General features: G+C 74.0%; 16 protein-coding genes and 1 pseudogene. 6 read left to right on the top strand and 11 right to left on the bottom strand.

Going from position 1 to position 20,541, the window contains the following annotated elements:
• Positions 1-59 precede the first annotated feature (59 nt).
• The gene (locus ABEA26_RS12810) at positions 60-665 is read left to right on the top strand and encodes a LuxR C-terminal-related transcriptional regulator (protein WP_345592041.1); all 606 of its coding nucleotides are present in this window, start codon (positions 60-62) and stop codon (positions 663-665) included.
• Positions 666-697: 32 nt separating this feature from the next.
• On the opposite strand, the gene ABEA26_RS12805 is transcribed toward ABEA26_RS12810, so the two are convergent.
• The 8 genes from ABEA26_RS12805 to ABEA26_RS12770 form a co-directional block, all read right to left on the bottom strand.
• Positions 698-2,440 carry an ATP-binding cassette domain-containing protein gene (locus ABEA26_RS12805; RefSeq protein WP_345592039.1) on the bottom strand — a complete coding sequence of 581 codons (1,743 nt, stop codon included), beginning with the start codon at positions 2,438-2,440 and terminating at the stop codon, positions 698-700.
• Positions 2,437-4,161 (bottom strand): ATP-binding cassette domain-containing protein, encoded by a 1,725-nt coding sequence (locus ABEA26_RS12800; protein ID WP_345592037.1) that lies wholly within the window; start codon positions 4,159-4,161, stop codon positions 2,437-2,439. The genes ABEA26_RS12805 and ABEA26_RS12800 overlap by 4 nt, the downstream gene beginning before the upstream one ends.
• A gap of 147 nt (positions 4,162-4,308) precedes the next feature.
• Positions 4,309-4,440, bottom strand: coding sequence for a SapB/AmfS family lanthipeptide (locus ABEA26_RS12795; protein ID WP_345592035.1), 132 nt, complete (start codon positions 4,438-4,440; stop codon positions 4,309-4,311).
• A 32-nt stretch (positions 4,441-4,472) separates the two neighbouring features.
• Positions 4,473-7,151: a class III lanthionine synthetase LanKC gene (gene lanKC, locus ABEA26_RS12790; RefSeq protein WP_345592033.1), complete on the bottom strand. Its 2,679-nt coding sequence runs from the start codon at positions 7,149-7,151 to the stop codon at positions 4,473-4,475.
• Positions 7,152-7,534: 383 nt separating this feature from the next.
• Positions 7,535-9,466, bottom strand: a complete 1,932-nt coding sequence (dnaG, locus tag ABEA26_RS12785) for a DNA primase (protein WP_345592031.1) — start codon at positions 9,464-9,466, stop codon at positions 7,535-7,537.
• A gap of 29 nt (positions 9,467-9,495) precedes the next feature.
• On the bottom strand, positions 9,496-10,761 hold the full coding sequence (locus ABEA26_RS12780) for an NAD(P)/FAD-dependent oxidoreductase (protein WP_345592028.1): 1,266 nt from the start codon (positions 10,759-10,761) through the stop codon (positions 9,496-9,498).
• 149 nt (positions 10,762-10,910) lie between these two features.
• On the bottom strand, positions 10,911-12,191 hold the full coding sequence (locus ABEA26_RS12775) for a deoxyguanosinetriphosphate triphosphohydrolase (protein ID WP_345592027.1): 1,281 nt from the start codon (positions 12,189-12,191) through the stop codon (positions 10,911-10,913).
• Between the two features lie 60 nt (positions 12,192-12,251).
• Positions 12,252-13,085, bottom strand: a complete 834-nt coding sequence (locus ABEA26_RS12770) for a sirohydrochlorin chelatase (protein WP_345592047.1) — start codon at positions 13,083-13,085, stop codon at positions 12,252-12,254.
• A gap of 173 nt (positions 13,086-13,258) precedes the next feature.
• Here ABEA26_RS12770 and ABEA26_RS12765 point away from each other — a divergent pair, with 173 nt between their 5' ends.
• Positions 13,259-13,951, top strand: coding sequence for a SanA/YdcF family protein (locus ABEA26_RS12765; protein ID WP_345592025.1), 693 nt, complete (start codon positions 13,259-13,261; stop codon positions 13,949-13,951).
• 118 nt (positions 13,952-14,069) lie between these two features.
• A complete protein-coding gene (locus ABEA26_RS12760) occupies positions 14,070-16,175 on the top strand; it encodes a molybdopterin oxidoreductase family protein (protein WP_345592045.1) in 2,106 nt (701 codons plus the stop codon).
• An 87-nt stretch (positions 16,176-16,262) separates the two neighbouring features.
• On the opposite strand, the gene ABEA26_RS12755 is transcribed toward ABEA26_RS12760, so the two are convergent.
• Positions 16,263-16,850: an NADPH-dependent FMN reductase gene (locus tag ABEA26_RS12755; protein ID WP_345592023.1), complete on the bottom strand. Its 588-nt coding sequence runs from the start codon at positions 16,848-16,850 to the stop codon at positions 16,263-16,265.
• A gap of 302 nt (positions 16,851-17,152) precedes the next feature.
• Between ABEA26_RS12755 and ABEA26_RS12750 the strand changes: the two genes are divergently transcribed.
• Together ABEA26_RS12750 and ABEA26_RS12745 are read left to right on the top strand one after the other, a co-directional pair.
• On the top strand, positions 17,153-17,731 hold the full coding sequence (locus tag ABEA26_RS12750) for a hypothetical protein (protein WP_345592021.1): 579 nt from the start codon (positions 17,153-17,155) through the stop codon (positions 17,729-17,731).
• Positions 17,732-17,866: 135 nt separating this feature from the next.
• Complete coding sequence (locus tag ABEA26_RS12745) at positions 17,867-18,487, top strand: class F sortase (protein ID WP_345592019.1); 621 nt, start codon at positions 17,867-17,869, stop codon at positions 18,485-18,487.
• Between the two features lie 276 nt (positions 18,488-18,763).
• Here ABEA26_RS12745 and ABEA26_RS12740 read toward each other — a convergent pair whose 3' ends face one another.
• Positions 18,764-19,180: a winged helix-turn-helix transcriptional regulator gene (locus ABEA26_RS12740; RefSeq protein WP_345592043.1), complete on the bottom strand. Its 417-nt coding sequence runs from the start codon at positions 19,178-19,180 to the stop codon at positions 18,764-18,766.
• A 107-nt stretch (positions 19,181-19,287) separates the two neighbouring features.
• Between ABEA26_RS12740 and ABEA26_RS12735 the strand changes: the two genes are divergently transcribed.
• Complete coding sequence (locus ABEA26_RS12735) at positions 19,288-20,190, top strand: NAD(P)-dependent oxidoreductase (RefSeq protein WP_345592018.1); 903 nt, start codon at positions 19,288-19,290, stop codon at positions 20,188-20,190.
• A gap of 164 nt (positions 20,191-20,354) precedes the next feature.
• Here ABEA26_RS12735 and ABEA26_RS12730 read toward each other — a convergent pair.
• A pseudogene (locus tag ABEA26_RS12730) lies at positions 20,355-20,504 on the bottom strand (serine hydrolase); the annotation flags it as partial.
• Between the last annotated feature and the right edge of the window lie 37 nt (positions 20,505-20,541).

The following is a 20,541-nucleotide window of genomic DNA, read 5'->3' as shown; positions in this document are numbered from 1 at the left end:
CTCACAGAACGACATGGCTACGATCCGACTTATCCCCGCTCGCGAATGAGGGCCGGTTCATGACGACGGTGCTGCTGGTGCACGAGATCGCGCTGTGGAGGGCTTCACTTGCCTGCCTTCTGAGTACAGATAGTGAAGTTCAGGTCAGAGTTACGTCCAAAGGCGGGGTCAGAAACGCGGCCAAGGAGACCCTGCCCGATGTGTTCCTCACCGATCTGGACTGTCCGGACTCCGCTGAAGTGCTCGCCGACGTGGAGTCGCTCCGGTGTCCCGACGGCACGGGGGGAGCCCTCGTGGTCCTGGCCCGCGGGGACCGGCCCGGCGCGCTGCGCAGGGCTTTCGACGCCGGAGCACGCGGATACATCGACAAGTTCGGCACGGTGAGCGACCTGCCGGAGATCATGCACAAGATCGCCGGCGGCGGACGGCACATCGACGAATCGCTCGCTTTCGGTCTGCTTCAGGCCGCCGATGTCCCGTTGTCCCGCAGAGAACTGGGGGTACTCGCCCTCGCCGCGGAAGGGGAATCCGTGTCGGCGATCGCCGGCGCGCTGCACTTGACGAACGGGACCGTGCGGAACTACCTGGCCGCCGCTATACGGAAGACCGGAGCGCGCAATCGGCTGGACGCCATACGGCTGTCCAAGCAATTCGGCTGGCTGTGACCGATGCGTGGGCCCCCGGAGTGCGCCCCGTCCTAATGGCCGTGGACACCGGTCAGTTCGCGATAGAGCGCCGAGCACTCCCGCAGTTCGCCCGGTGTCCCGCACTCGACCCGGGTGCCGTCCATCACCAGTACGCGATCGGCGCGCAACGCCGAGGCCGGACGGTGGGCGATGACCACCAGAGTGCGGGCCCGCTCCGCGAGAGCGTTCTCCGCGCGTGCCTCGGCCACCGGATCGAGCCCGCTGGCCGCCTCGTCCAGGATGAGCAGTGGGGCGGTCGCCAGATGCGCCCGTCCCAGAGCGACGAGCTGCCGCTCTCCCTGGGACAGACTGTCCGGGACAACCGTCCTGTCCAATCCGCCCAGCCGTTCCAGCAGTGAGTCCAGCCCGAGCGCCTTCACGGTCGCGGCGATCTCCCGGTCCGACGCGCCGGCGCGCAGATAGCGCAGGTTGTCCCGCAGCGAGGCGGTGAACACGAACGCGTGCTGCGGCAGGAGCGTGCGCACGGAGGTCGGCTCCCACGACGTACTCGCCCTGCCCCACCAGCGCACCTCGCCGGTGGACGGTGCGACCACTCCCGCCAGCAGACCCGCCAGAGTGGACTTGCCGGTGCCGCTGGGGCCCATCACCGCGAGGCGCTCGCCCGTCCGGACGCGCAGGTCCAGCCCGTCCACCACCGGGCGGCCGCCGACGCCGTACGCAAAGGTCACACCCCGCAGCTCCGCCTCGTGCCGGGGGGTCCGGGGCACCTCCTGGACCGGGACGCGGCGATCCGGTCCGGCCGGGGGAGGCACCGGGTCGGTGAAACGGTCCAGGACCACCACCAGGCGCCCGCCCGCCGTCCCCAGCATGCTCATCAGGGCGTTCACGGCCGGCGCCAGAGCCTGCGTCAGGTACGTCAGCGCGCCCATCAGCGCGCCGCCCGACAGTCCCTGCCGCAGCAGCCAGGGCGCGGCGAACAGCAGGACCACCGGCGGCACCCGGCCGCACAGGGCGGTCGCCACGACGCGCACGGCATTCCAGCGGGCCAGCCGCCGCGCGGCCCGGGCCTGCGTGCGGGCGAGGTCCCGGCCGGTGCCGGACACCGCCGCCCGCGCTCCGGCCGCCGCGATGTCGCGCAGGGCGGACGCGGTCTGCCCCGCGTGGGCGGCGTACGCCTCGTCGGCGGCCAGATACGCGCGCTGCCGGGCCGCCATCGGCGCCAGGGTGAGCAGGAACAGCGCCAGTCCCAGGACGATCGGGGGCAGGACGACCAGCAGCAGCCGTGGTGCCAGGGCCGCCATCCCGGCCAGTGCGCCCGCCGTGGTGAAGACGAACGACCGCAGGGCCAGAACCAGGCCGGCCCAGCCGTCCCGGGCGATCTCGCTCTGATGCGTCACCTGGGACACCGCGCCGGTGGACGTCTCCCCGGGTCGGTCCAGCGCGCCGACGAGCGCACGGGCCACGGCCCGCCGCACCAGACCGTCCCGGAACGGTTCCACCAGGTCCGCGAGCCGCCCGAAGACCCCGTGGGTCGCGAGCCCCGCCGGGAGCGTGACGAGCACGGCGAGCAGCAGCCAGAGCAGGCCGGCCGCCGGACGGCCCGCGAGGAACCCGTCGTCCAGCGCGCGGGCGACACCGTACCCCCCGACGAAAGTCTGTACGAACTCCAGGGACGACCAGGCCGCCAGGCGCCCCACGACGCCGGTGCGGGCGCGCAGGAAGACCATGCCCTCCCGGGCCACCCGCCGCAGCACCCGGTCGGATGTGTCCTCGCGGGCGGCGAGCGCCGTCATACGCGTTCCTTCCCGCCAGGCGGCCGGGGCGCCTCCTCGGCGCCTGTTCCCGCCGCGTCCTGGTGTGCCGGCGCGTGGAAGACCGACCGGTAGGCCGGATCCGCCCACAGGTCGTCGTGCCGGCCCACCCCGCGCACCGTGCCGCCCTCCAGCCAGACGACCTGGTCCGCACCGGCGGCGGCGGAGAGCTTGTGGGCGACGATCAGACGGGTCGTCGTGCCGGCCAGACCGTCGAGTTCCCGGCGCACCCGCCGTTCGGTCACCGTGTCGAGCCCCGACGTGGCGTCGTCCAGGATCATCAGGCGGCCCCGGTGCGCGAACGCGCGGGCCAGTCCGAGCCGCTGGTACTCGCCCCCGGAGAGCGGTGCGCCCGCGGTCGGGGTGTGAAAGCCGTGCGGCAGCAGCTCGACGAAGTCGGCCGCCGCCGCGCGGGCCGCCGCGCGGACCGCGCCGGGCGACGGACGGGGCACCCCGAACGCGATCGCCTCCTCCACCGTCGCCCCGGCCAGCGCGGGCCGGGCGAACGCGTACGACACCTCGTGGCGCAGCCGCACCGGCTCGACGCCGTCCAGCGGCACCCCGTCCAGGACGACCGTCCCGGCGTCCGGGTCGGTGAGGCGCCCCGCGACCGCCGCCAGCACCGACTTGCCCGATCCGGACCGTCCGACCACGGCCACCGACGTGCCCCCGGGCACCGTGAACCCCACGTCGCGCAGGACGTACGCTCCGTCGCGTACGACGTCCACGCCCCGCAGCTCCAGCGTGCCCCGGCCGTCCGGGGGAAGGTCCAGCGAGCGGTGCGGTACGGCGGGCAGAGCGAGCAGGGGTGCCAGCCGACGCGCCGCCGTACGGCTCCGCTGGAGCGAACCCAGCGCACCCGTCAGCGAGCCGATGCCGACGGCGAGCATGGCGTACCGCGAGGCAGCCACCAGTCCGCCGATGTCGATCGCCCCGGCCGACAGGCGCAGCCCGGCCACCCCGACGACCAGCACGGTCAGCAGGGGCAGCAGGACGGCACTGCGCGCCGACGCGCTGCCGTAGACCGCCCAGGTGCGCCGTCCGTGTGTGCCGAGCGCGGCCAGCGGTTCGAGGATCCTGGCGTACTCGCGGGCCCCGGTCCCGGCCGCGCGGATGGTCGCCGCGCCGTCCAGGGCCTCGGTGAGCCGTGCGGCCAGTACGGACTGCTCGGCCTGATAGCCGGCCGACGCGTCCGCCGTACGGCGGGTGAACGTGCGCAGGAGGACGAGCACGGCGGGGAAGCCGGCGAGCAGGGCGAGCGCCGTCCAGACGTCCACCAGGAACAGCCCGGTCAGGCCGCCCAGCGGCAGGAGGACCCCGGCGACCGCACCCGCGGCCGTGACGGGGGCCGCGGCCGCGTCCGGGGCGTTGGCCGTCAGACGGGTGGTCAGGTCTCCGGCGGGGACGGCCTGTGCGTGCCGGGGTTCGGCGCGCAGCACCTGGTCCAGCGCCCGCGTCCGCATCCGTGCGGCGAACCCCGCCGTCGTGGTGCCGCCGACGACCGCGGCGGTGGCGTCGAGGAGGACCTCGGCAGCGGTCAGGGCGGCGCACAGCCACAGGGCGGCCCAGGGGACGGTGGCCCCGGCCACCACGCCGTTCACGGCGCTGCCCAGCGCGGCGGGCAGCAGGACCGCGGCCACGGCGGCGCCCGTCGAACAGACCCCTACCGCCAGTACGGCGGCGGCACTCCTACGGGTCGGCATGCGCGGAATCAAGCGAAGGTCCCTCCGCCGGGTGCGGACACATCTGCGCGCGGACAAGGGCAACGGCCGGCCCCGGGAATGCTCCCGGGACCGGCCGGCCGCCGGCGGGCCGTACGGTGGATCACCGTCTGACACGCCCGCCTCGCGTCACGGGGTGCAGATCAGCAGGCTGAGCGAGCTGTACTCACAGACGAGCAGGCTGACCTGGCTGCCGGTCGCCACCTCGTCGAAGGACTCCTCCGCCGGGGTTTCCAGTGCCTGGAGGTCGAGAAGTGCCATGATGCCGTTCCTCTCTCGTGACTGATGGAGCGTTATCTGTGCACGGTCCCCGAGGAGACCGGTCCGTGGGCCGCGAGGTGCGGCGGGGTGGGCCGCCGGAGCGGCAGGAAGGGCAGGGCCACCGGACGCCCGGCGAAGGCGCTGCCCAGCGCGAGGAGGCAGCCGGCCGTGCCGGTCGCCAGGTCCATCGACAGGCGCATGAGCTGCTCCCCGGCGAAGGCGAGTCCTCCGCCGTACGGCAGGGCGTGCAGATCGAGCAGCCCGGTGTGGCGGCGTATCGCCCCGTGCGGCGACGCGGGGTCGCCGGCGCCGGTGCGTGCCAGGTGCAGGATCAGTCCGGCAGTGCCGCGGAACAGACCCGGCTGGATGTAGAAGGCGGACCCGCAGGCCCGCAGCAGGGCGTGCCGGGCGGTGGCCAGCGCCTCGTCCGGCCGGTGTGCCAGGTAGTCGTCGATGACCAGGGCGATCCCGGCACTGCCCGCCCCCAGGTACGGCATCGTGCGCCTGCCCTCGACCACCAGCAGGGCGTCGTCGGCGCCGGCCCGGCAGCGGGCGAGGTCGCGGTGGAGGGCGACCGCGGCGAGGTCCAGCAGGCCGGCGTCCCCGGTGGCCTCGTACCGGCGGATCAGCAGCAGGGCGATCCCGGTCGCCCCGTGCAGCAGCCCGGTGCCCGGCAGCGGGCGGTTCTCGGTGAGCGTACGGACGGCCAGGGCGGTGCAGTGGTCGGCGGCCCGGGAGAGTACGGCGGCGTCGGCGGCGGACGCGGTGCGGGCGAGGTCCGCCAGGGCCAGCGCGATGCCCGCGAGGCCGCTGTGCAGGCCCGCGGGGAGCCCGCCGAAGGGCTGCCGGGCGGCGAGCAGGGCCAGTCGCGTGGCCGGATCGGCGCGGCCGAGCCGGGCAAGCGTCCAGGCGATGCCCGTGAGCCCGTCGTACAAGCCCGGCGGAGTGCCGGGGGCCGGGTCGCAGGACCGTTCCTCCAACCAGTCGAGCGCGTCCGGACAGGAGGCGGCGCCCGTCTCGTGCAGCGCGTACAGCACACCCGCCGCGCCGTTCCCGAGGGACTGGCCGCCGGCCGGTGTCGCGAACTGGGCGATGTCACCGGGGAAGCAGCGGTCGTCGCGCTCCGGGGTACGGGAGGCGAGAATCGCGCGGGCCATGGCGTCCCGGCTGAGCGGCCAGTCGGCGGTGGTCGGCAGCACGGGGTCCGGGCCGCTGTCCGGGGTGCCTGACACACGGGCCACGGCATCCGTACGGCCGGCGGCGGTGCGTTCGGGGAGCGCCTCGGGCAGGCCCCGGAGTATCTCTCCCACCGCCCCGTTCAGCGCGCCCGGTGCCAGGCCGAAGGCCCGTTCCGCGTACGCGGCCAGCGGGTCCGCCTTGCGCCGGTCGAGGGAGAAGAGCGTGGTGAGAGGCACGAGGAGCGCGATGCGCAGGCACGCCAGCGCGTAGTCGTCGATGTCCGTTCCGCGCCGGTCGGAGGGCGCCACGAAGGCCGGGTTGGCCACGATCTGCCGGCCGCGCTCACGAGCCGGGGCAGCCGCCTCGAAGTCGAGCAGGACGACCCGCGACCCGTCGTCGGCGACCATGATGTTGCTCATGTGCAGGTCGCTGATGACCAGCCCGCGCCCGTGGACGTCCCGTACGGCCCGCTCGACCATCGTGTACATCCGGGTGGCCCACGCAGCGTGCTCCGCGAGCACCCCCGGTGCCGGGTCGGTGCCGACCAGGGGGAAGCGCCGGGCGAACACGGTGTTGAGCGTGTCACCCGTGATGTGTTCGAGTACGAGGAAGCGGTGCCCGCCGATGTCGAGCACATCGCGGACGGCCGGCACGCAGTCGAGCCCGGCCAGCCGTTCGAGGGCGGTGCGCTCTCGTTCCAGCCGGACGGTCGCGTCGGCCCCGTCGGCGGCGAGTCCCGCGTACGGGCGCGCTTCCTTGAGCACGACGCGCTCCCCGCTGCTGTCGTCCCGGCCGAGATAGACGCCTCCGCCGTTGGAGAAGTGCAGCGCCCGCTCCACGCTGTACGGCACGCCGTCCAGGCTCGCCGCGGCCCGGGCCTCCAGGTGGGGCAGCAGGAAGGGCGGTGTGCTCACCCACTCCGGGACGACCGGCGACGGCCCGCGCGGATCCGGGACGAGGTTGCCCTCCGGATCGGCTATCGCGGGCACCAGCCGCCCGTCCGGCATGGCACAGAAGCGCGGCGCGAACGCCCCGTACCGCACGTGCACCGGTCCGGTGCCGCAGCGCAGGTCGCTGAGGATGCCGGGGCCGTGCTCGCCCTCCAGCAGCCGCGTCAGGTCGGTGCACACCTCGGGGAAGTCGTCGTCCGCGAGCGGGTAGACGGTGATGAACTTGCCGCTGCCCGCACGGTCCGCGTACTTGGCGTTCCGCAGATGCAGCAGGCGCGGCCCGGGTACGAACTTGAACGGCAGTCCCCGGCCGAGGCAGTAGTCGGTCACCTTGCCGAGCACCGCCGGCGCGTTGTCGAGCCCGGCCGAGACGTGGATCTTCCAGCCCTGGGAGGGCACCCGGGCGCTCCGCGGGCTGAACGACATCCAGTCCCCCCGCCGCGAGCGCTCCCAGCCCTCGGGCACGGGACCGCACGCCGGACCGTACAGCGCACCGGTCTCCTCGGCGGCGTCGGAGGAACGGTGGGGTGCGTCGTAGAAGTGTCTGTCCGTCGTGCAGTACGACGCGTACTCCGGATTCACCCGCGCTCCTCGGCTCGTGCTATTTCGTCGGCAGGGAGAAACGTGCCACGGCGCCGAAGGGGCCAATAGTCGCGGATGTCATGACCGAGGACAGGTGACGGATATGGGAAACGCATCTGCGTCCCGCACATCCGCACGGCCGCCGTGTGCCCGTACGCAGGTGGGGGACATGATCCGAACAGGAGTGCCATGGATACGCGAGAGGAACGGATGTTCTGCTTTCGATGTCCTGTTCTCGATTCATGGCTTCTCGGCGGGCGCCGTCGTGCCCGTCACCCGGCAGGAGTGCGTCGTCGAGGTGTGCCGGGGAGTCGGGTCCTGCGGCAGGCCGTCAGGCGTGATCGGCCTGGACGACGGCCGGCGCACCATCGCACCACGGGTCGCTAGAGCGCGGCGGCGCCGTGCTCGCGCAGGGTCTGGTCGTACTGCTGGAGGACCCACAGCTCGTTCTGGACGGCGGCCAGTTCGGCGGGGTCGCCGTGGCCGGCCAGGCGGGTGAGGCGGCCGGTGATGTCGCGGATGCGGCGCTCTACGGCCCGGCGCCGGACGGTGACCAACTGGGCGCCCGCGTAGACGTCGTCGACGCCCTTCACGCCCCGGTGCAGCATGATCGCCTCGACCGCGAGCTCGGTGACCATGGCGCGGACGGCGTCGTCCGGGGCGGCCTCGCGGACGCGGACCAGGTAGCCCTGCGGGTCCTCGACGCCCGACTCGGCGCCGCCCGCCTCCATGATCGCCTCGCGTACGGCGGCGTAGGGCGGGGCGGTGAACTCGTCGACGCCGTACGCGTCGAAGGCCGGGGAGACCAGCTCGGGGCGCTGGAGGGCGAGCTTGAGCAGCTCGCGTTCGGTGGCGAAGACGGGGTTGCGGAGGTTCAGCGCGGGGCCGCCGCGCGGGCCCGGCCCGGCGGAGCCGGCGTACTGCTGCGGGGCGCCGCCGCCGCGCTGCTGCCGGTCGGGGGCGGGGCCCTTGCCGCCGCGGTCGCGGGCCCAGCGGGCCAGCTGGGCGATCCGCTTGACCACGAACTGGGTGTCGAGGATGCCCAGCATGCCGGCGAGCTGCACGGCGACCTCGTGCTGGGCGCCGCTGTTCTTGATGCGGGCGACGACCGGGGCGGCCTCGTCCAACGCGGAGGCGCGGCCGGCCGGGGTGTCCAGGTCGTAGCGGCCGACGATCTGGCGGAGCGCGAACTCGAAGAGCGGGGTGCGCGGCTCGACCAGGTCGGCGACCGCGTCGTCGCCCTTGGCCAGGCGCAGGTCGCAGGGGTCCATGCCGTCGGGGGCGATGGCGATGTAGGTCTCGGCGGCGAACTTCTGGTCGTCCTCGAAGGCGCGCAGGGCCGCCTTCTGGCCGGCCGCGTCGCCGTCGAAGGTGAAGATGACACGGGCCGAGCCGTTGTCCATCAGCAGGCGGCGCAGGATCTTGATGTGGTCGCCGCCGAAGGCGGTGCCGCAGGTCGCGATGGCGGTGGTGACGCCGGCGAGGTGGCAGGCCATGACGTCGGTGTAGCCCTCGACGACCACGGCCCGGGAAGCCTTCGCGATGTCCTTCTTCGCGAGGTCGATGCCGTAGAGGACCTGGGACTTCTTGTAGATCGCGGTGTCGGGGGTGTTCAGGTACTTCGGGCCGTTGTCCGCCTCGTAGAGCTTGCGGGCGCCGAAGCCGACGACGTCGCCGCCGATGTCGCGGATGGGCCACATCAACCGGCCGCGGAAACGGTCGATGGGGCCGCGGCGTCCCTCCTGGGCGAGGCCGGACAGGAGCAGCTCCTTGTCGCTGAAGCCCTTGCCGCGCAGGAAGCGGGTGAGGTGGTCCCAGCCCTGGGGGCTGTAGCCGACGGAGAAGTGCTCGGCGGCGGCCTGGTCGAAGCCGCGCTCGGCGAGGAAGGCCCGGCCGGTGTCGGCCTCGGGGCCGGTCGCCAGCTGCTCCGCGTACCACTGGGCGGCGATCTTGTGGGCCTCGACCAGGCGGATGCGCTCGCCGCGCTGGTGGGTGGGGTTGTACCCGCCCTCCTCGTAGCGCAGGGTGATGCCGGCCTGTCCGGCCAGGCGCTCGACCGCCTCCGAGAAGGTGAGGTGGTCGATCTTCATCACGAACGTGAGGGTGTCGCCGCCCTCCTGGCAGCCGAAGCAGTGGAAGAACCCCTTGCTCGGGCTGACCTGGAAGGACGGGGACTTCTCGTCGTGGAAGGGGCAGAGTCCCTTCAGGTTGCCGCCGCCCGCGTTCTTCAGCTGGAGGTACTCGGACACCACGGCGTCGATCGGGACCGCGTCCCGTACCGCCTTCACGTCCTCGTCGTTGATCCGTCCAGCCACGTGTGAAGTCTACGGCGGCCGGCCGGCAGCTATGCGACGAGACTTTCGAGCGATACGTGCGGGTTCGCCAGGGCCTCCGTGTCCACCCGGGCCTTCGAGCGGATCAGCTGCTGGATCGGCTCCGTGACGTCCCACACGTTCACGTTCATCCCGGCCAGCACCCGGCTCTCCTTCACCCAGAAGGCGACGAACTCGCGCTTCGCGGCGTCCCCGCGGATCACCACCTGGTCGTACGACCCCTGCGGCGCCCAGCCGGAGTACTCCATGCCCAGGTCGTACTGGTCGGTGAAGAAGTAGGGCACGCGGTCGTGGGCGGGGCCCCTGCCGAGCATCGCGCGGGCCGCGGCCGGGCCGCCGTTCAGGGCGTTGGCCCAGTGCTCGACGCGCAGGCGGGTGTCGAAGAGGGCGTGGTGGAAGGAGGCCACGTCGCCGGCCGCGTAGATGTCGGGGTCGGAGGTGCGCAGGTTCGCGTCGACCACGATGCCGCCGCCGTCGGCGGGGCCGGCGATCTCCAGGCCGGCCGCCTGGGCGAGCGCGGTGCGCGGGGCGGCGCCGATCGCGGCGAGCACGTCGTGGGCGGGGTGCTCCTCGCCGTCGTCGGTGCGGGCGGCCAGCACCATGCCGTCCTGGCCGATGATCTCGGTCAGTCGCACGCCGAAGCGGAAGCGGACCCCGTGCGCCTCGTGCAGCTCGGCGAAGACGGCGCCCAGCTCGGGGCCGAGGGCGCCGTGCAGCGGGGTCGGGCCGGGCTCGACGACGGTGACCTCCGCCCCGTACTCGCGGGCCGCCGCCGCGACCTCCAGGCCGATCCAGCCGGCCCCGGCGATCAGGAGATGGCCGTTGTCCCGGCCGAGGGAGGCGAGGACGTTCTTGAGGCGCTCGGCGTGGGCGAGGCGGCGCAGGTGGTGGACGCCCGCGAGGCCGGTGCCGGGAACATCGAGACGGCGGGGCTCGGCGCCGGTGGCGATGAGCAGCTTGTCGTACCTGGCGCGGGTGCCGTCGTCGCCGTAGTGGACGGTCCTGGCGGCGGGGTCGATCGCGACGACGGTCTGTCCGAGGTGCAGCTCGATGTCGTGCCGCGCGTACCAGCCGGGCTCGTGCACGAAGACGCTGTCGCGTTCCTCCTTGCCGAGGAGGTAGCCCTTGGACAGGGGCGGGCGCTCGTAGGGGTGGTCGCGTTCGTCGCAGATGAGGATCACCCGGCCGGTGAAGCCCTCCGTGCGGAGCGTCTCGGCCGCCTTCGCGCCGGCCAGGCCGCCTCCGACGATGACGAATGTCTGATCCGCGTCGACCACTTGTTGCCTCCTCGTCAGGGTGCCGCCACATGCGAGCGTCCCGCACGTGGCGTGGTGCGGGAAGGGGGAGTGGCCCGATCAGGCCACTCGGGGCCGTGCCTCGGGGGGCCCCGTGGCTGCCGGGACACACCTGTCCCGTCCCGTCAGTCTCATGGATGCCCCGTCAGCCGGGCGTGAAGCGAGCGGGCCGAGGCGTCGGTGAGGGAGGCGATCTGGTCGACGATCACCCGTTTGCGGGCGCGGTCGTCGGCGGCGGTGTCGAACAGGGCGCGGAACTGGGGGTCGAGGCCGTCCGGGGCGCGGGCGGTGAGCGCCTCGGCCAGTTCGGCGACGACGACGCGCTGGTCGGCGCGGAGCCGCTCCTGCTCGGTGCGCTGCATGACGTAGCGGACGGCGACCGCCTTGAGGACGGCACACTCCACGCGGGTGGCGCGCGGTACTACCAGTTCGGCGGTGTACCGGGTGAGCCGACCGTCCCCGTGCGCGGCCCGGGTGGCGGTCTCGGCGGCGAGGCAGAAGCGGCCGATGAGCTGGCTGGTGGCGTCCTTCAGCCGGGCCTGGGCGACGGCCGAGCCGTCGTAGCCGTGCGGCCACCAGTCCTGGGCGAGGAGGCGGTCGAGGCCGGCGGCGAGTTCGGCGTGGTCGGTGCCGGCCGGGACGTAGCGGCCGACGGCGACCGCGAAGACGGCCTCGCGCTCGGGGTCGGCGAGCAGGCAGTTCGGGTCGACGTGGCCGGCGTGCAGGCCGTCCTCGACGTCGTGCACGGAGTACGCCACGTCGTCGGCCCAGTCCATGACCTGGGCCTCGAAGCAGGTGCGGGCGCCGGGTGCGTCCTTGCGGAGCCATTCGAAGACCGGCCGGTCGTCGTCGTACACGCCGAACTTGGGCGAGGCCGGGTCGGTGGGGTGGGCGCCGCGGGGCCACGGGTACTTGGTGGCGGCGTCGAGGGTGGCGCGGGTGACGTTGAGGCCGACGGAGCCGTCCTCGGTGAACCGCTTGGGCTCGATACGGGTGAGGAGCCTCAGTGACTGGGCGTTGCCCTCGAATCCGCCGCAGTCCTCGGCGAACTCGTTCAGTGCCTGTTCGCCGTTGTGGCCGAAGGGCGGATGCCCCAGGTCGTGGGCGAGGCAGGCGGCCTCGACGAGGTCGGGGTCGCAGCCGAGGGCGGCGCCGAGTTCGCGGCCGACCTGGGCGCATTCCAGGGAGTGCGTGAGGCGGGTGCGGGGGCTGGCGTCCCAGACCGGGCTGCGCTCTCCCGGCGTGACGACCTGGGTCTTGCCGGCGAGGCGGCGCAGGGCCGAGGAGTGCAGGATGCGGGCGCGGTCGCGTTGGAAGGCGGTACGGCCGGGGCGTTTGTCCGGCTCCGGGGCGTAGCGGGCGACCGACGACGGGTCGTACGGGGGTGCGGGTGGGGGTGCGGTGCCTTCCATGCCATGCACAGTAAGGGGAAGGTGTGACAGTTGGGCCGCCTGCGCGTCTGCCGGGTGCTGTCATCGGGCGAGTGCGGGTGCCTGGAGGGCCGGTCGCGCACTCGCGGCGGAGTCGCACCTCGACACCTCCCGCGCCCCTTCCGACGCGTTGTTCCCGCCGCCTGCCATCAGTGCCTGGTCGTAGCGGTGCAGGAGCAGGCGGGCCATCGCCGGGTGGACGCCCAGGGGGGCGGATGCGATCCACGGCGCCTGCGCCAGGCACTCCGTCGAGAAGCGGCCCGGGGCCGTGAAGTACGAGGCGACCGCCACCCCTCGGCAGCCCCGGGCGGTCAGCGCGTCCACGGCCTCCGGCACCGTCGGAGCCGCCGCCGAGGCGTAGGCCGGGACCACCGGGACGCCGAGGCGGGTGGACAGGAGCACCGCCATGCGGTCCGTGTCGGTCCTGGACTCCGGGTCGCGGGAGCCCGCGGCGGCGAGGACGACCGCGACGTCCCGCGGGGCGTGGAGGGGCCAGCCGGCCTCCAGGAGGTTGTCGTGCAGGGCGTCCACCAGGAGGGGGTGCGGGCCGAGTGGGGCGGCCACGCGGGTGCGGGCGGCTGCCGCCGCGGCCATCTCGGGGATGTCCTGCTTGACGTGGTGGCCGCGGCTCAGCAGGAGCGGCACCAGGACGGCGTCCCCGTCTCCGAGGGCGGCGAGCGTGCCGGGCAGCCGGGGCTCGTTCAGCTCGATGTGCCCGAGGCGCACCGGCAGGGCGGGGCGCAGTGCGCGGACCCGGTCGAGGAGGGCCCGTACGGTGCTCAGGGCGCGCGGGTCGCGACTGCCGTGGGCGACGACGACCAGGGCGGGGGTGCCGCCGGGGTGGTTCGCCGTGCTCGTCCTGCCCACCGCTGTCATCACCGTCATGCACCGATGGTGGGGGCGGGACGTTGCCTTTCCGTTGCGTCGGTGTCACAGGGGTTTTCCGTCGGTCCGGCAGGCCGCCCGGGCCCTGGTGTGAGGGGGCGGCGAACCGGACGGCTCCCAGGTACGTCCCTGAGAGCAGGACCGACCGGGGAGGGAACCGTCCGATGCGCCGCCCGAGACTTCGCAGACCACGCCTGCCACGCACCCGCAAGGGGCAGCGGCGGTTGATCCGGGCGGTGGTGGCCGGGTGCGTGCTGGGCCTGCTGCCGGCGACGTGGCTGCACGTGGTGACCGGCGACCGGCTGCGCACGACGGCCGACGTGCCCCGCACCGAGGTCGCCGTCGTCTTCGGCGCCGGGCTGTGGGAGGGCGAGCCGTCGCCGTACCTCGCGCACCGCCTGGACGCGGCGGCCGAGCTGTACCGCGCGGGCCGGATCGAGGTGGTCCTCGTCACCGGCGACAACAGCCGCGAGGAGTACGACGAGCCGGACGCCATGCGGGCCTACCTGGTCCGGCACGGGGTGCCCGACGGGCGGATCGTCAGCGACTACGCGGGCTTCGACACCTGGGACTCCTGCGTCCGCGCGAAGAAGATCTTCGGCGTGGACCGGGCGGTCCTGATCAGCCAGGGCTTCCACATCCGGCGGGCGGTGGCGCTGTGCCAGGAGGCGGGGGTGGCGTCGTACGGCGTCGGGGTCGACGACAGACACGACCTGACCTGGTACTACGGGGGCGCCCGGGAGATCCTCGCGGCGGGGAAGGCGGCGCTGGACGCGGTGTTCGAGCCGGATCCCACGTTCCTCGGACCGAGGGAGCCGGGGGTGGCGCGGGCCCTGGACCTGGCCGGTGAGCGGTGACGCGCCCCTCACCGTGACCGGAGGGCGGCGGGGAGGTCGCCGTCCCGGCGGCGTAACACAGCGCCGCCCGGTCGCGTAACACGGGTGACGCACGCTGGACGGCATGCAGAACACCGGCATGCCGAACACCGCCACGCCCACGCCCACCCACTGCCCGTACTGCGCCCTGCAGTGCGGGATGAACCTGACGCCCGCCGCCGACGGGACCGTCGAGGTGAGCGAGCGCGTCGACTTCCCGGTGAACCGGGGCGCGCTGTGCGGCAAGGGGCGTACGGCACCGGCGGTGCTCGCGTCGAGCGCCCGGCTGACCTCGCCGTTGATGCGTTCCGCCGAGGGCACGCTGGTGCCGGCCTCATGGGACGAGGCCCTGGGCCGGGTCGCCGGGAACCTGGCCCGCACCCGGGCGGAGCACGGCGCGGACGCGCTCGGGGTGTTCGGCGGGGGCGGGCTGACCAACGAGAAGGCGTACACGCTGGGCAAGTTCGCCCGGGTGGTACTGGGCACCTCGCAGATCGACTACAACGGGCGGTTCTGCATGTCGTCGGCGGCGGCGGCCGGCGTCAGGGCGTTCGGCCTGGACCGGGGGCTGCCGTTCCCGCTGGAGGACATCCCGAGGACCGGGTGCGTGATCCTCGTCGGGTCGAACCCGGCGGAGACGATGCCGCCGTCCCTGCGGTACTTCACCGAGCTGCGCGAGAACGGCGGCACCCTCATCGTCGTCGACCCGCGCCGCACCAGGACCGCCGAGCAGGCCGACCTGCACCTGGCGCCGAGGCCGGGCACCGACCTCGCCCTCGCACTGGGCATGCTCCACCTGGTCGTCGCCGAGGGGCGGGTGGACGAGCGGTACGTCGAGGAGCGCACGGCCGGCTGGGAGGAGGCGCGGGCGGCGGCGATGGGGCACTGGCCGGAGTACGTGGAGCGGATCACCGGGGTGTCCGTACCCGAACTGCGGGAGGCGGTACGGATGTTCTGCGCGCCGGAGGCCGCGATGGTGCTGACCGCGCGCGGGCCCGAGCAGCAGGCCAAGGGCACGGACACGGTGGGCGCGTGGATCAACCTGTGCCTGGCGACCGGGCGGGCCGGGCGCCCCCTGTCCGGGTACGGCTGTCTGACCGGACAGGGCAACGGGCAGGGCGGACGCGAACACGGGCAGAAGGCCGACCAGTTGCCCGGCTACCGCAGGCTGACCGACCCGGCGGCGCGGCGGCACGTCGCCGAGGTGTGGGGCGTGGACCCGGACTCGCTGCCGGGGCCGGGGCGCAGCGCCTACGAACTGCTGGACGCGCTGGGCACGGGCATCAGGTCGCTGCTGCTGATGGGCTCCAACCCGGTGGTGTCGGCGCCCCGCGCGGCCCACGTCGAGGAGCGGCTGCGGTCGCTGGACTTCCTCGCCGTGTGCGACGTGGTGCTCTCCGAGACGGCGGCGCTGGCGGACGTGGTGCTGCCGGTGACGCAGTGGGCCGAGGAGTCGGGGACCATGACCAGCCTGGAGGGGCGGGTGCTGCTGCGGCGGCGCGCGATCGGCCCGCCGGACGGGGTCCGCAGCGACCTGGAGGTGCTGCACGGGCTGGCCGGCCGGCTGGGCGTGGAGAAGGGCTTCCCCACCGAGCCCGAGGAGGTCTTCGAGGAGCTGCGCCGGGCGAGCGCGGGCGGCCCGGCGGACTACTCGGGGATCGACTACCGGCGGCTGGCCGAGGAGGGCGGGGTGTTCTGGCCGTGTCCGGCGCCGGAGGAGACCGCCGGGGCGGGAGGGGATCGGCATCCGGGCACCCCCCGCCTCTTCCTCGACCGCTTCGCGACCGACGACGGCCGGGCCAGGTTCGCGCCCGTCTCGCACCGGCCGAGCGCCGAGGAGCCGGACGAGGAGTATCCGGTGCTGCTGACCACCGGGCGGGTGGTGGCGCAGTACCAGTCGGGCGCGCAGACCCGGCGCGTGGACGAGCTGAACGCCGCCGCGCCGGGCCCCTTCGTGGAGCTGCACCCCCGGCTGGCGGCGCGGCTGGGGGTGGCCGAGGGCGATCCGGTGGCCGTCGTCTCCCGGCGCGGCCGGGCCGTGGCACCGGCCCGCGTCACGGCCGGCATCCGCCCCGACACCGTGTTCATGCCCTTCCACTGGCCGGGCGAGGGCCGCGCCAACACCCTGACCAACCCGGCCCTCGACCCGACGTCACGGATGCCGGAGTTCAAGGTGTGCGCGGTACGGGTGGAGGCGGTGGCCTGACGCCCGACCGGACGTCGCGGCGTCCGTGCCGTCTGCGGGCGTGCCGTCCGTGCCGCCTGCCGTCCGTGCCGTCTGCGGGCGTGGGTCTCACACGTCGTCGTACGGCCGCCGCTCCTTCGCCTCCCGCAGGGCCCGCCCCCACCACACCAGCTGGTCGAGCATCGTCTTCGCCGCCGCGTCCGGTCCCGACGGGTCCCGGAGCCTGCCCCCGTCGTCGAACAAGGCGCCCGCGTTGTGGAAGGAGACGGTGTCGCGGACGGTGACGGCGTGGAGTTCGGCGAAGACCTGGCGCAGGTGCTCCGAGGCGCGCAGGCCGCCGGCCAGACCGCCGTAGGAGACGAGGCCGACGGGCTTGGCCCGCCACTCGCTGAAGTGCCAGTCGATGACGTTCTTCAGGCCCGCCGGGAACGAGTGGTTGTACTCGGGGGTGAGGACGACGAACGCGTCCGCGCCCGCCAGCTTGGGGGTGATCTCCGCCAGCGCGGCGGTCGCCTCCGGGGTCGTGGCGAAGGTCGTGGGCAGGTCGGTCCCGGCGACGTCCAGCACCTCCGGGACCAGGCCGGGGTGGGCCCGGAGACGGTCCAGGAGCCAGTCGGCGACGACGGGGCCGAAGCGGCCGTGGCGGTTGCTGCCGACGAGCAGGGTCACACGGAGTGGAGCGGTCGTTGGGTTCATGCGGGACAGCCTGATACCTCAAGTTTGCTTGAGGTCAAGCGCGGCGCCGGCGAGCCCGTTCGGAGGCACTCCTCACCCGTTCACCCCCGCAGCCCGCCCCCCTTCGGGATCTTTTCCCAGGATGCCCGCCGCACGCCGGTGACCTGCCGAAACGGTCTCCGCGGTGGAGCCTCCCGGCACGCGGCCGACACCCGTTCATCCCATTCCCGGCGCGTTCTCGGGGAGCGGGCCGCGCCCAGTGCGACTTACCTCGGTAGGGCAAGGGGCCACCGAAGAGGTCAGAAGAGGTCAAAGGAGCACCGATGCGACGTACCGCCCGCCTGCTGACCGGTACCGCGCTCGCCGCCGCGGCCGTCGGCCTCGCCGCACAGGCGCCCGTGTACGCCGACCCCGTGGACGCCGGCTCCGTGGACGCCGGGCCCGTGTACGCCGGGGAGGCGGCGGTGACCGGCGGCTTGGAGGTGCGCCCGGCCTCGGTCGTGCCGGGCGAGCGGGCCATGGTGACCACGACGGCGTGCGGCGAGGGCGGCTCGGCGGCGGGTGACGCCAGCGCGGTGGGCGCCGGTACGTTCCCGCTGGCGCCGGGTACCGACGAGGGCGAGACGGTCGGCCGCTTCGAGGTGCCGCCGAGCGCGCAGCCGGGGACGTACGAGATCGTCGCGACCTGTGGTGGGAGCGACCTGCGGGTGACGGGCGACCTGGTGGTCACGCTGACCTCCGCCCGTGAGCAGGTGTACCCCAAGGGAAGCGTGAAGACGGGGGTCGGCGGCGCTCTTGGCCCCGATCCCGTGCAGACCGCGGCGGGTGTGGCGGCTCTGGCCGTCGCCGCCGCGGGCGGTACCTGGCTCCTGCATCGCCGGGCGAGAGGCGACGGGATCTGACGGGCACCCTCCGCTGCCCGCCTGCCGGTACCGCACTTCCCCACCCCCTCCGGGTCCGACGCCCCTCGCGGCCCGGAGGGGGCAGGGGGCCTTTCGGAGGGACGGATCAGAGGGGCGGAGAAAGAAGGGGACATCATGCGCAGGGTCGGCAACACCGCGATAGCCGCCGTCACCGCGGTCGCCCTCGGCTCCGGGACCTGGCTGCTCGCCGGCGGCGCCCGCACCGATGCCCCGCCGCAGCCCTCCGCCGCGCAGGCCCGCACCGGGCAGGCCGGCGAGGCCGCCGCCGCACCGGCGCTGCCGCCCTCCCCGCCCGACCGCATCCGCGTCCCGGCGATCGGCGTGGACGCCCCGACGACGGGCCTCGGCCTGACGCCGTCCGGCAGCCTCGACGTGCCGCCCGCCGAGGAGGAGAACCTCGCCGGCTGGTACGAGGCCGGCACCACCCCCGGTGAGACGGGCACCGCGATCGTCGCCGGGCACGTCGACAACGCCGAGGGCCCCGCCGTCTTCTACCGGCTCGGCGCCCTGGAGAAGGGCGCCACGATCGAGGTCGACCGGCGCGACGGCGCCGTCGCGGTGTTCACCGTGGACGCGGTGGAGGTGTACGCCGCGAAGGACTTCCCCGACGAGAAGGTGTACGGCGCGGCGAACCGGCCCGAACTGCGCGTCATCACCTGCGGCGGCGACTACTCACGTACGACGGGCTACCAGGGCAACGTCGTCGTGTACGCCCACCTGACGGGCAGCCGCTGAGCGGGCGGTACGGCGGCGCGGCCTGCCGGCGGCGCCGTGTCCGCCCGGCCGCGCCCCGAGCCCAGCACCGGCCGGTCTCTGTGGAGCGGCGCCGGAGCCTAGCCCGCCCGTGTGGTTCACGTCACCGCGGGTCGACCGCCGGGTGTGCCGCTCGGACCGGCCACGCCCGTACGAGGCACTGCCCCGCTCGCGCCGTACGGCCGCCGGTCCCGCGGGCGGGGCCAGCCGCCGACGTCACGGCGACGCGGCGCGCACCGCGGTCATCACCCGCGGCGGCTACTCACGCGACACCGGTACCGGTACCGGCACCGGCACCGGTGCCGGGGAGACGTGGTCGTCTCCGTCCGCCCCACCGGCAGCCGGTGAGCCGTTCAGCACGTTCGCCTTCCCCCACGCGCCGAGCGGCGCCAACGCCTCGTTGAGGGCGACACCCCGGGCGGTCAGCGAGTACTCGACGCGCGGTGGCACCTCGCAGTACTCCTCGCGGTGCACGATGCCGGCAGCCTCCAGCTCCCGCAGCTGCGCGGTGAGCACCTTCTCCGTCACACCCGGCAGCGCGCGGCGCAGCGCACCGAAGCGGTGCATCCCTTCGCCGAGCGCCCACAGGATCACTACCTTCCACTTCCCGCCGATCACGTCCATCGCCGCGTCCACCCCGCAGACGTACGCCCCCGGCCGCCGTACCGCGCCCACACCCGTCACCCCGTCCCCGCCCACTGCCTGCACTCTTCCCCAGGAGTAACCACCCACTTCCAAGTACGTACTTGAGTGGCCGTCGCTCCGGGCAGAGTCTGATCCTCATGACTGACAAGACTTCCACCGCCCCTATTCCGCTCACCGTCCTCGGCACCGGCGCCATGGGCGCCGCCCTGGTCCGCGCCTGGCTCGCCGCCGGACATCCCGTGACCGTCTGGAACCGCACCCCGGCCCGCGCCGAGGCCCTCGCCGCCGACGGCGCGACGGTCGCCGCGAGCGCGGCCGAGGCGGTGGCCGCGAACCGCCTGGTGATCGCCTGCCTGCTCGACGACGCCTCGGTCGGCGAAGCCCTCGACGGGACCGACCTGACCGGGCGGGACCTGGTGAACCTCACCACCGGGACGCCCGCCGAGGGCCGCGCCCGCGCCACGTGGGCGCAGGAGCGCGGGGCCCGTTTCCTGGCCGGCGGGATCATGGCCGTACCGCCGATGATCGGGGGCCCCGGCTCCGGCGCATACGTCTTCTACAGCGGCTCCCCCGCCCTCTTCGAGGAGCACGGCACCACCCTCGCCGTCCCGGCCGGCACCCGTTACGTGGGCGAGGACGCGGGCTTCGCGGCGCTGTACGACGTGGCGCTGCTGAGCGCGATGAGCGGCATGTTCGCGGGCATCGCGCACGCCTTCGCGCTGATCCGCCCCGAGGACATCGCCCCGAAGGACTTCGCGCCGCTGCTGGTGTCGTGGCTCGGCGCGATGTCCGGCTCCGCGCACCTGGCCGCCGAGCAACTCGAGAGCGGCGACTACGGCAAGGACGTCGTCTCCAACCTCGCCATGCAGGTGGCGGGCAACGCGACGCTGCTGCGCACGGCCGAGGAGCAGGGGGTGAGCGCCGAACTGCTGAGGCCGTACGCGGCACTGCTGGAGCGGTGGCTCGCCGAGGGGCACGGGGAGGAGGACACGACCGGGGCGGTGGAACTGCTGGACCTGCGGCGGGGAGCGGCGGGCTAGGCCGCGCCGCCCCTCTCCAATTCGAGGCCGTCGGGCACGCCCGCACCATGCCGACATCGCGACGTCTCCAGGTCTCCGTGAGCGCTGTGCCGCAGCACCGGCCAGACTGTCTCGCACATGGCCTGCATGGGGCGTGGCCTGCCTTTCGACGTCGGCCTCGGCACTCACGCCAGCGCCTTTCTGACCGCTTCGGTCAGCGAGGCCGCGCGCACATCGTCGGACCCGCTCATGATGTGGTTCGTCACGTACTCGAAAGTGATGCCGTGCTCCAGGTCGGCGAAGCCGAGGGAGCCGCCACGGCCGGTGTGGCCGAAGTGGACCAAGCAGTCCCGCGCGATCGAGCCGTCCGCT

It is taken from the genome of Streptomyces marokkonensis (assembly GCF_039539045.1).
Classification (GTDB): domain Bacteria; phylum Actinomycetota; class Actinomycetes; order Streptomycetales; family Streptomycetaceae; genus Streptomyces; species Streptomyces marokkonensis.
The sequence above is the reverse complement of the archived record's forward strand: the minus strand, read 5'-3'. Positions and strand labels throughout refer to the sequence as shown.

Bases quoted from the DNA above. Each gene is read 5' to 3' on its own strand.
- ABEA26_RS12775 (WP_345592027.1), bottom strand. From the start codon at position 12,191: ATGGAAGGCACCGCACCCCCACCCGCACCCCCGTACGACCCGTCGTCG.
- ABEA26_RS12810 (WP_345592041.1), top strand. From the start codon at position 60: ATGACGACGGTGCTGCTGGTGCACGAGATCGCGCTGTGGAGGGCTTCA.
- ABEA26_RS12755 (WP_345592023.1), bottom strand. From the start codon at position 16,850: ATGAACCCAACGACCGCTCCACTCCGTGTGACCCTGCTCGTCGGCAGC.
- ABEA26_RS12765 (WP_345592025.1), top strand. From the start codon at position 13,259: ATGCGCCGCCCGAGACTTCGCAGACCACGCCTGCCACGCACCCGCAAG.
- ABEA26_RS12750 (WP_345592021.1), top strand. From the start codon at position 17,153: ATGCGACGTACCGCCCGCCTGCTGACCGGTACCGCGCTCGCCGCCGCG.
- ABEA26_RS12760 (WP_345592045.1), top strand. From the start codon at position 14,070: ATGCCGAACACCGCCACGCCCACGCCCACCCACTGCCCGTACTGCGCC.
- ABEA26_RS12735 (WP_345592018.1), top strand. From the start codon at position 19,288: ATGACTGACAAGACTTCCACCGCCCCTATTCCGCTCACCGTCCTCGGC.
- ABEA26_RS12745 (WP_345592019.1), top strand. From the start codon at position 17,867: ATGCGCAGGGTCGGCAACACCGCGATAGCCGCCGTCACCGCGGTCGCC.
- ABEA26_RS12770 (WP_345592047.1), bottom strand. From the start codon at position 13,085: ATGACAGCGGTGGGCAGGACGAGCACGGCGAACCACCCCGGCGGCACC.
- ABEA26_RS12795 (WP_345592035.1), bottom strand. From the start codon at position 4,440: ATGGCACTTCTCGACCTCCAGGCACTGGAAACCCCGGCGGAGGAGTCC.
- ABEA26_RS12800 (WP_345592037.1), bottom strand. From the start codon at position 4,161: ATGCCGACCCGTAGGAGTGCCGCCGCCGTACTGGCGGTAGGGGTCTGT.
- ABEA26_RS12805 (WP_345592039.1), bottom strand. From the start codon at position 2,440: ATGACGGCGCTCGCCGCCCGCGAGGACACATCCGACCGGGTGCTGCGG.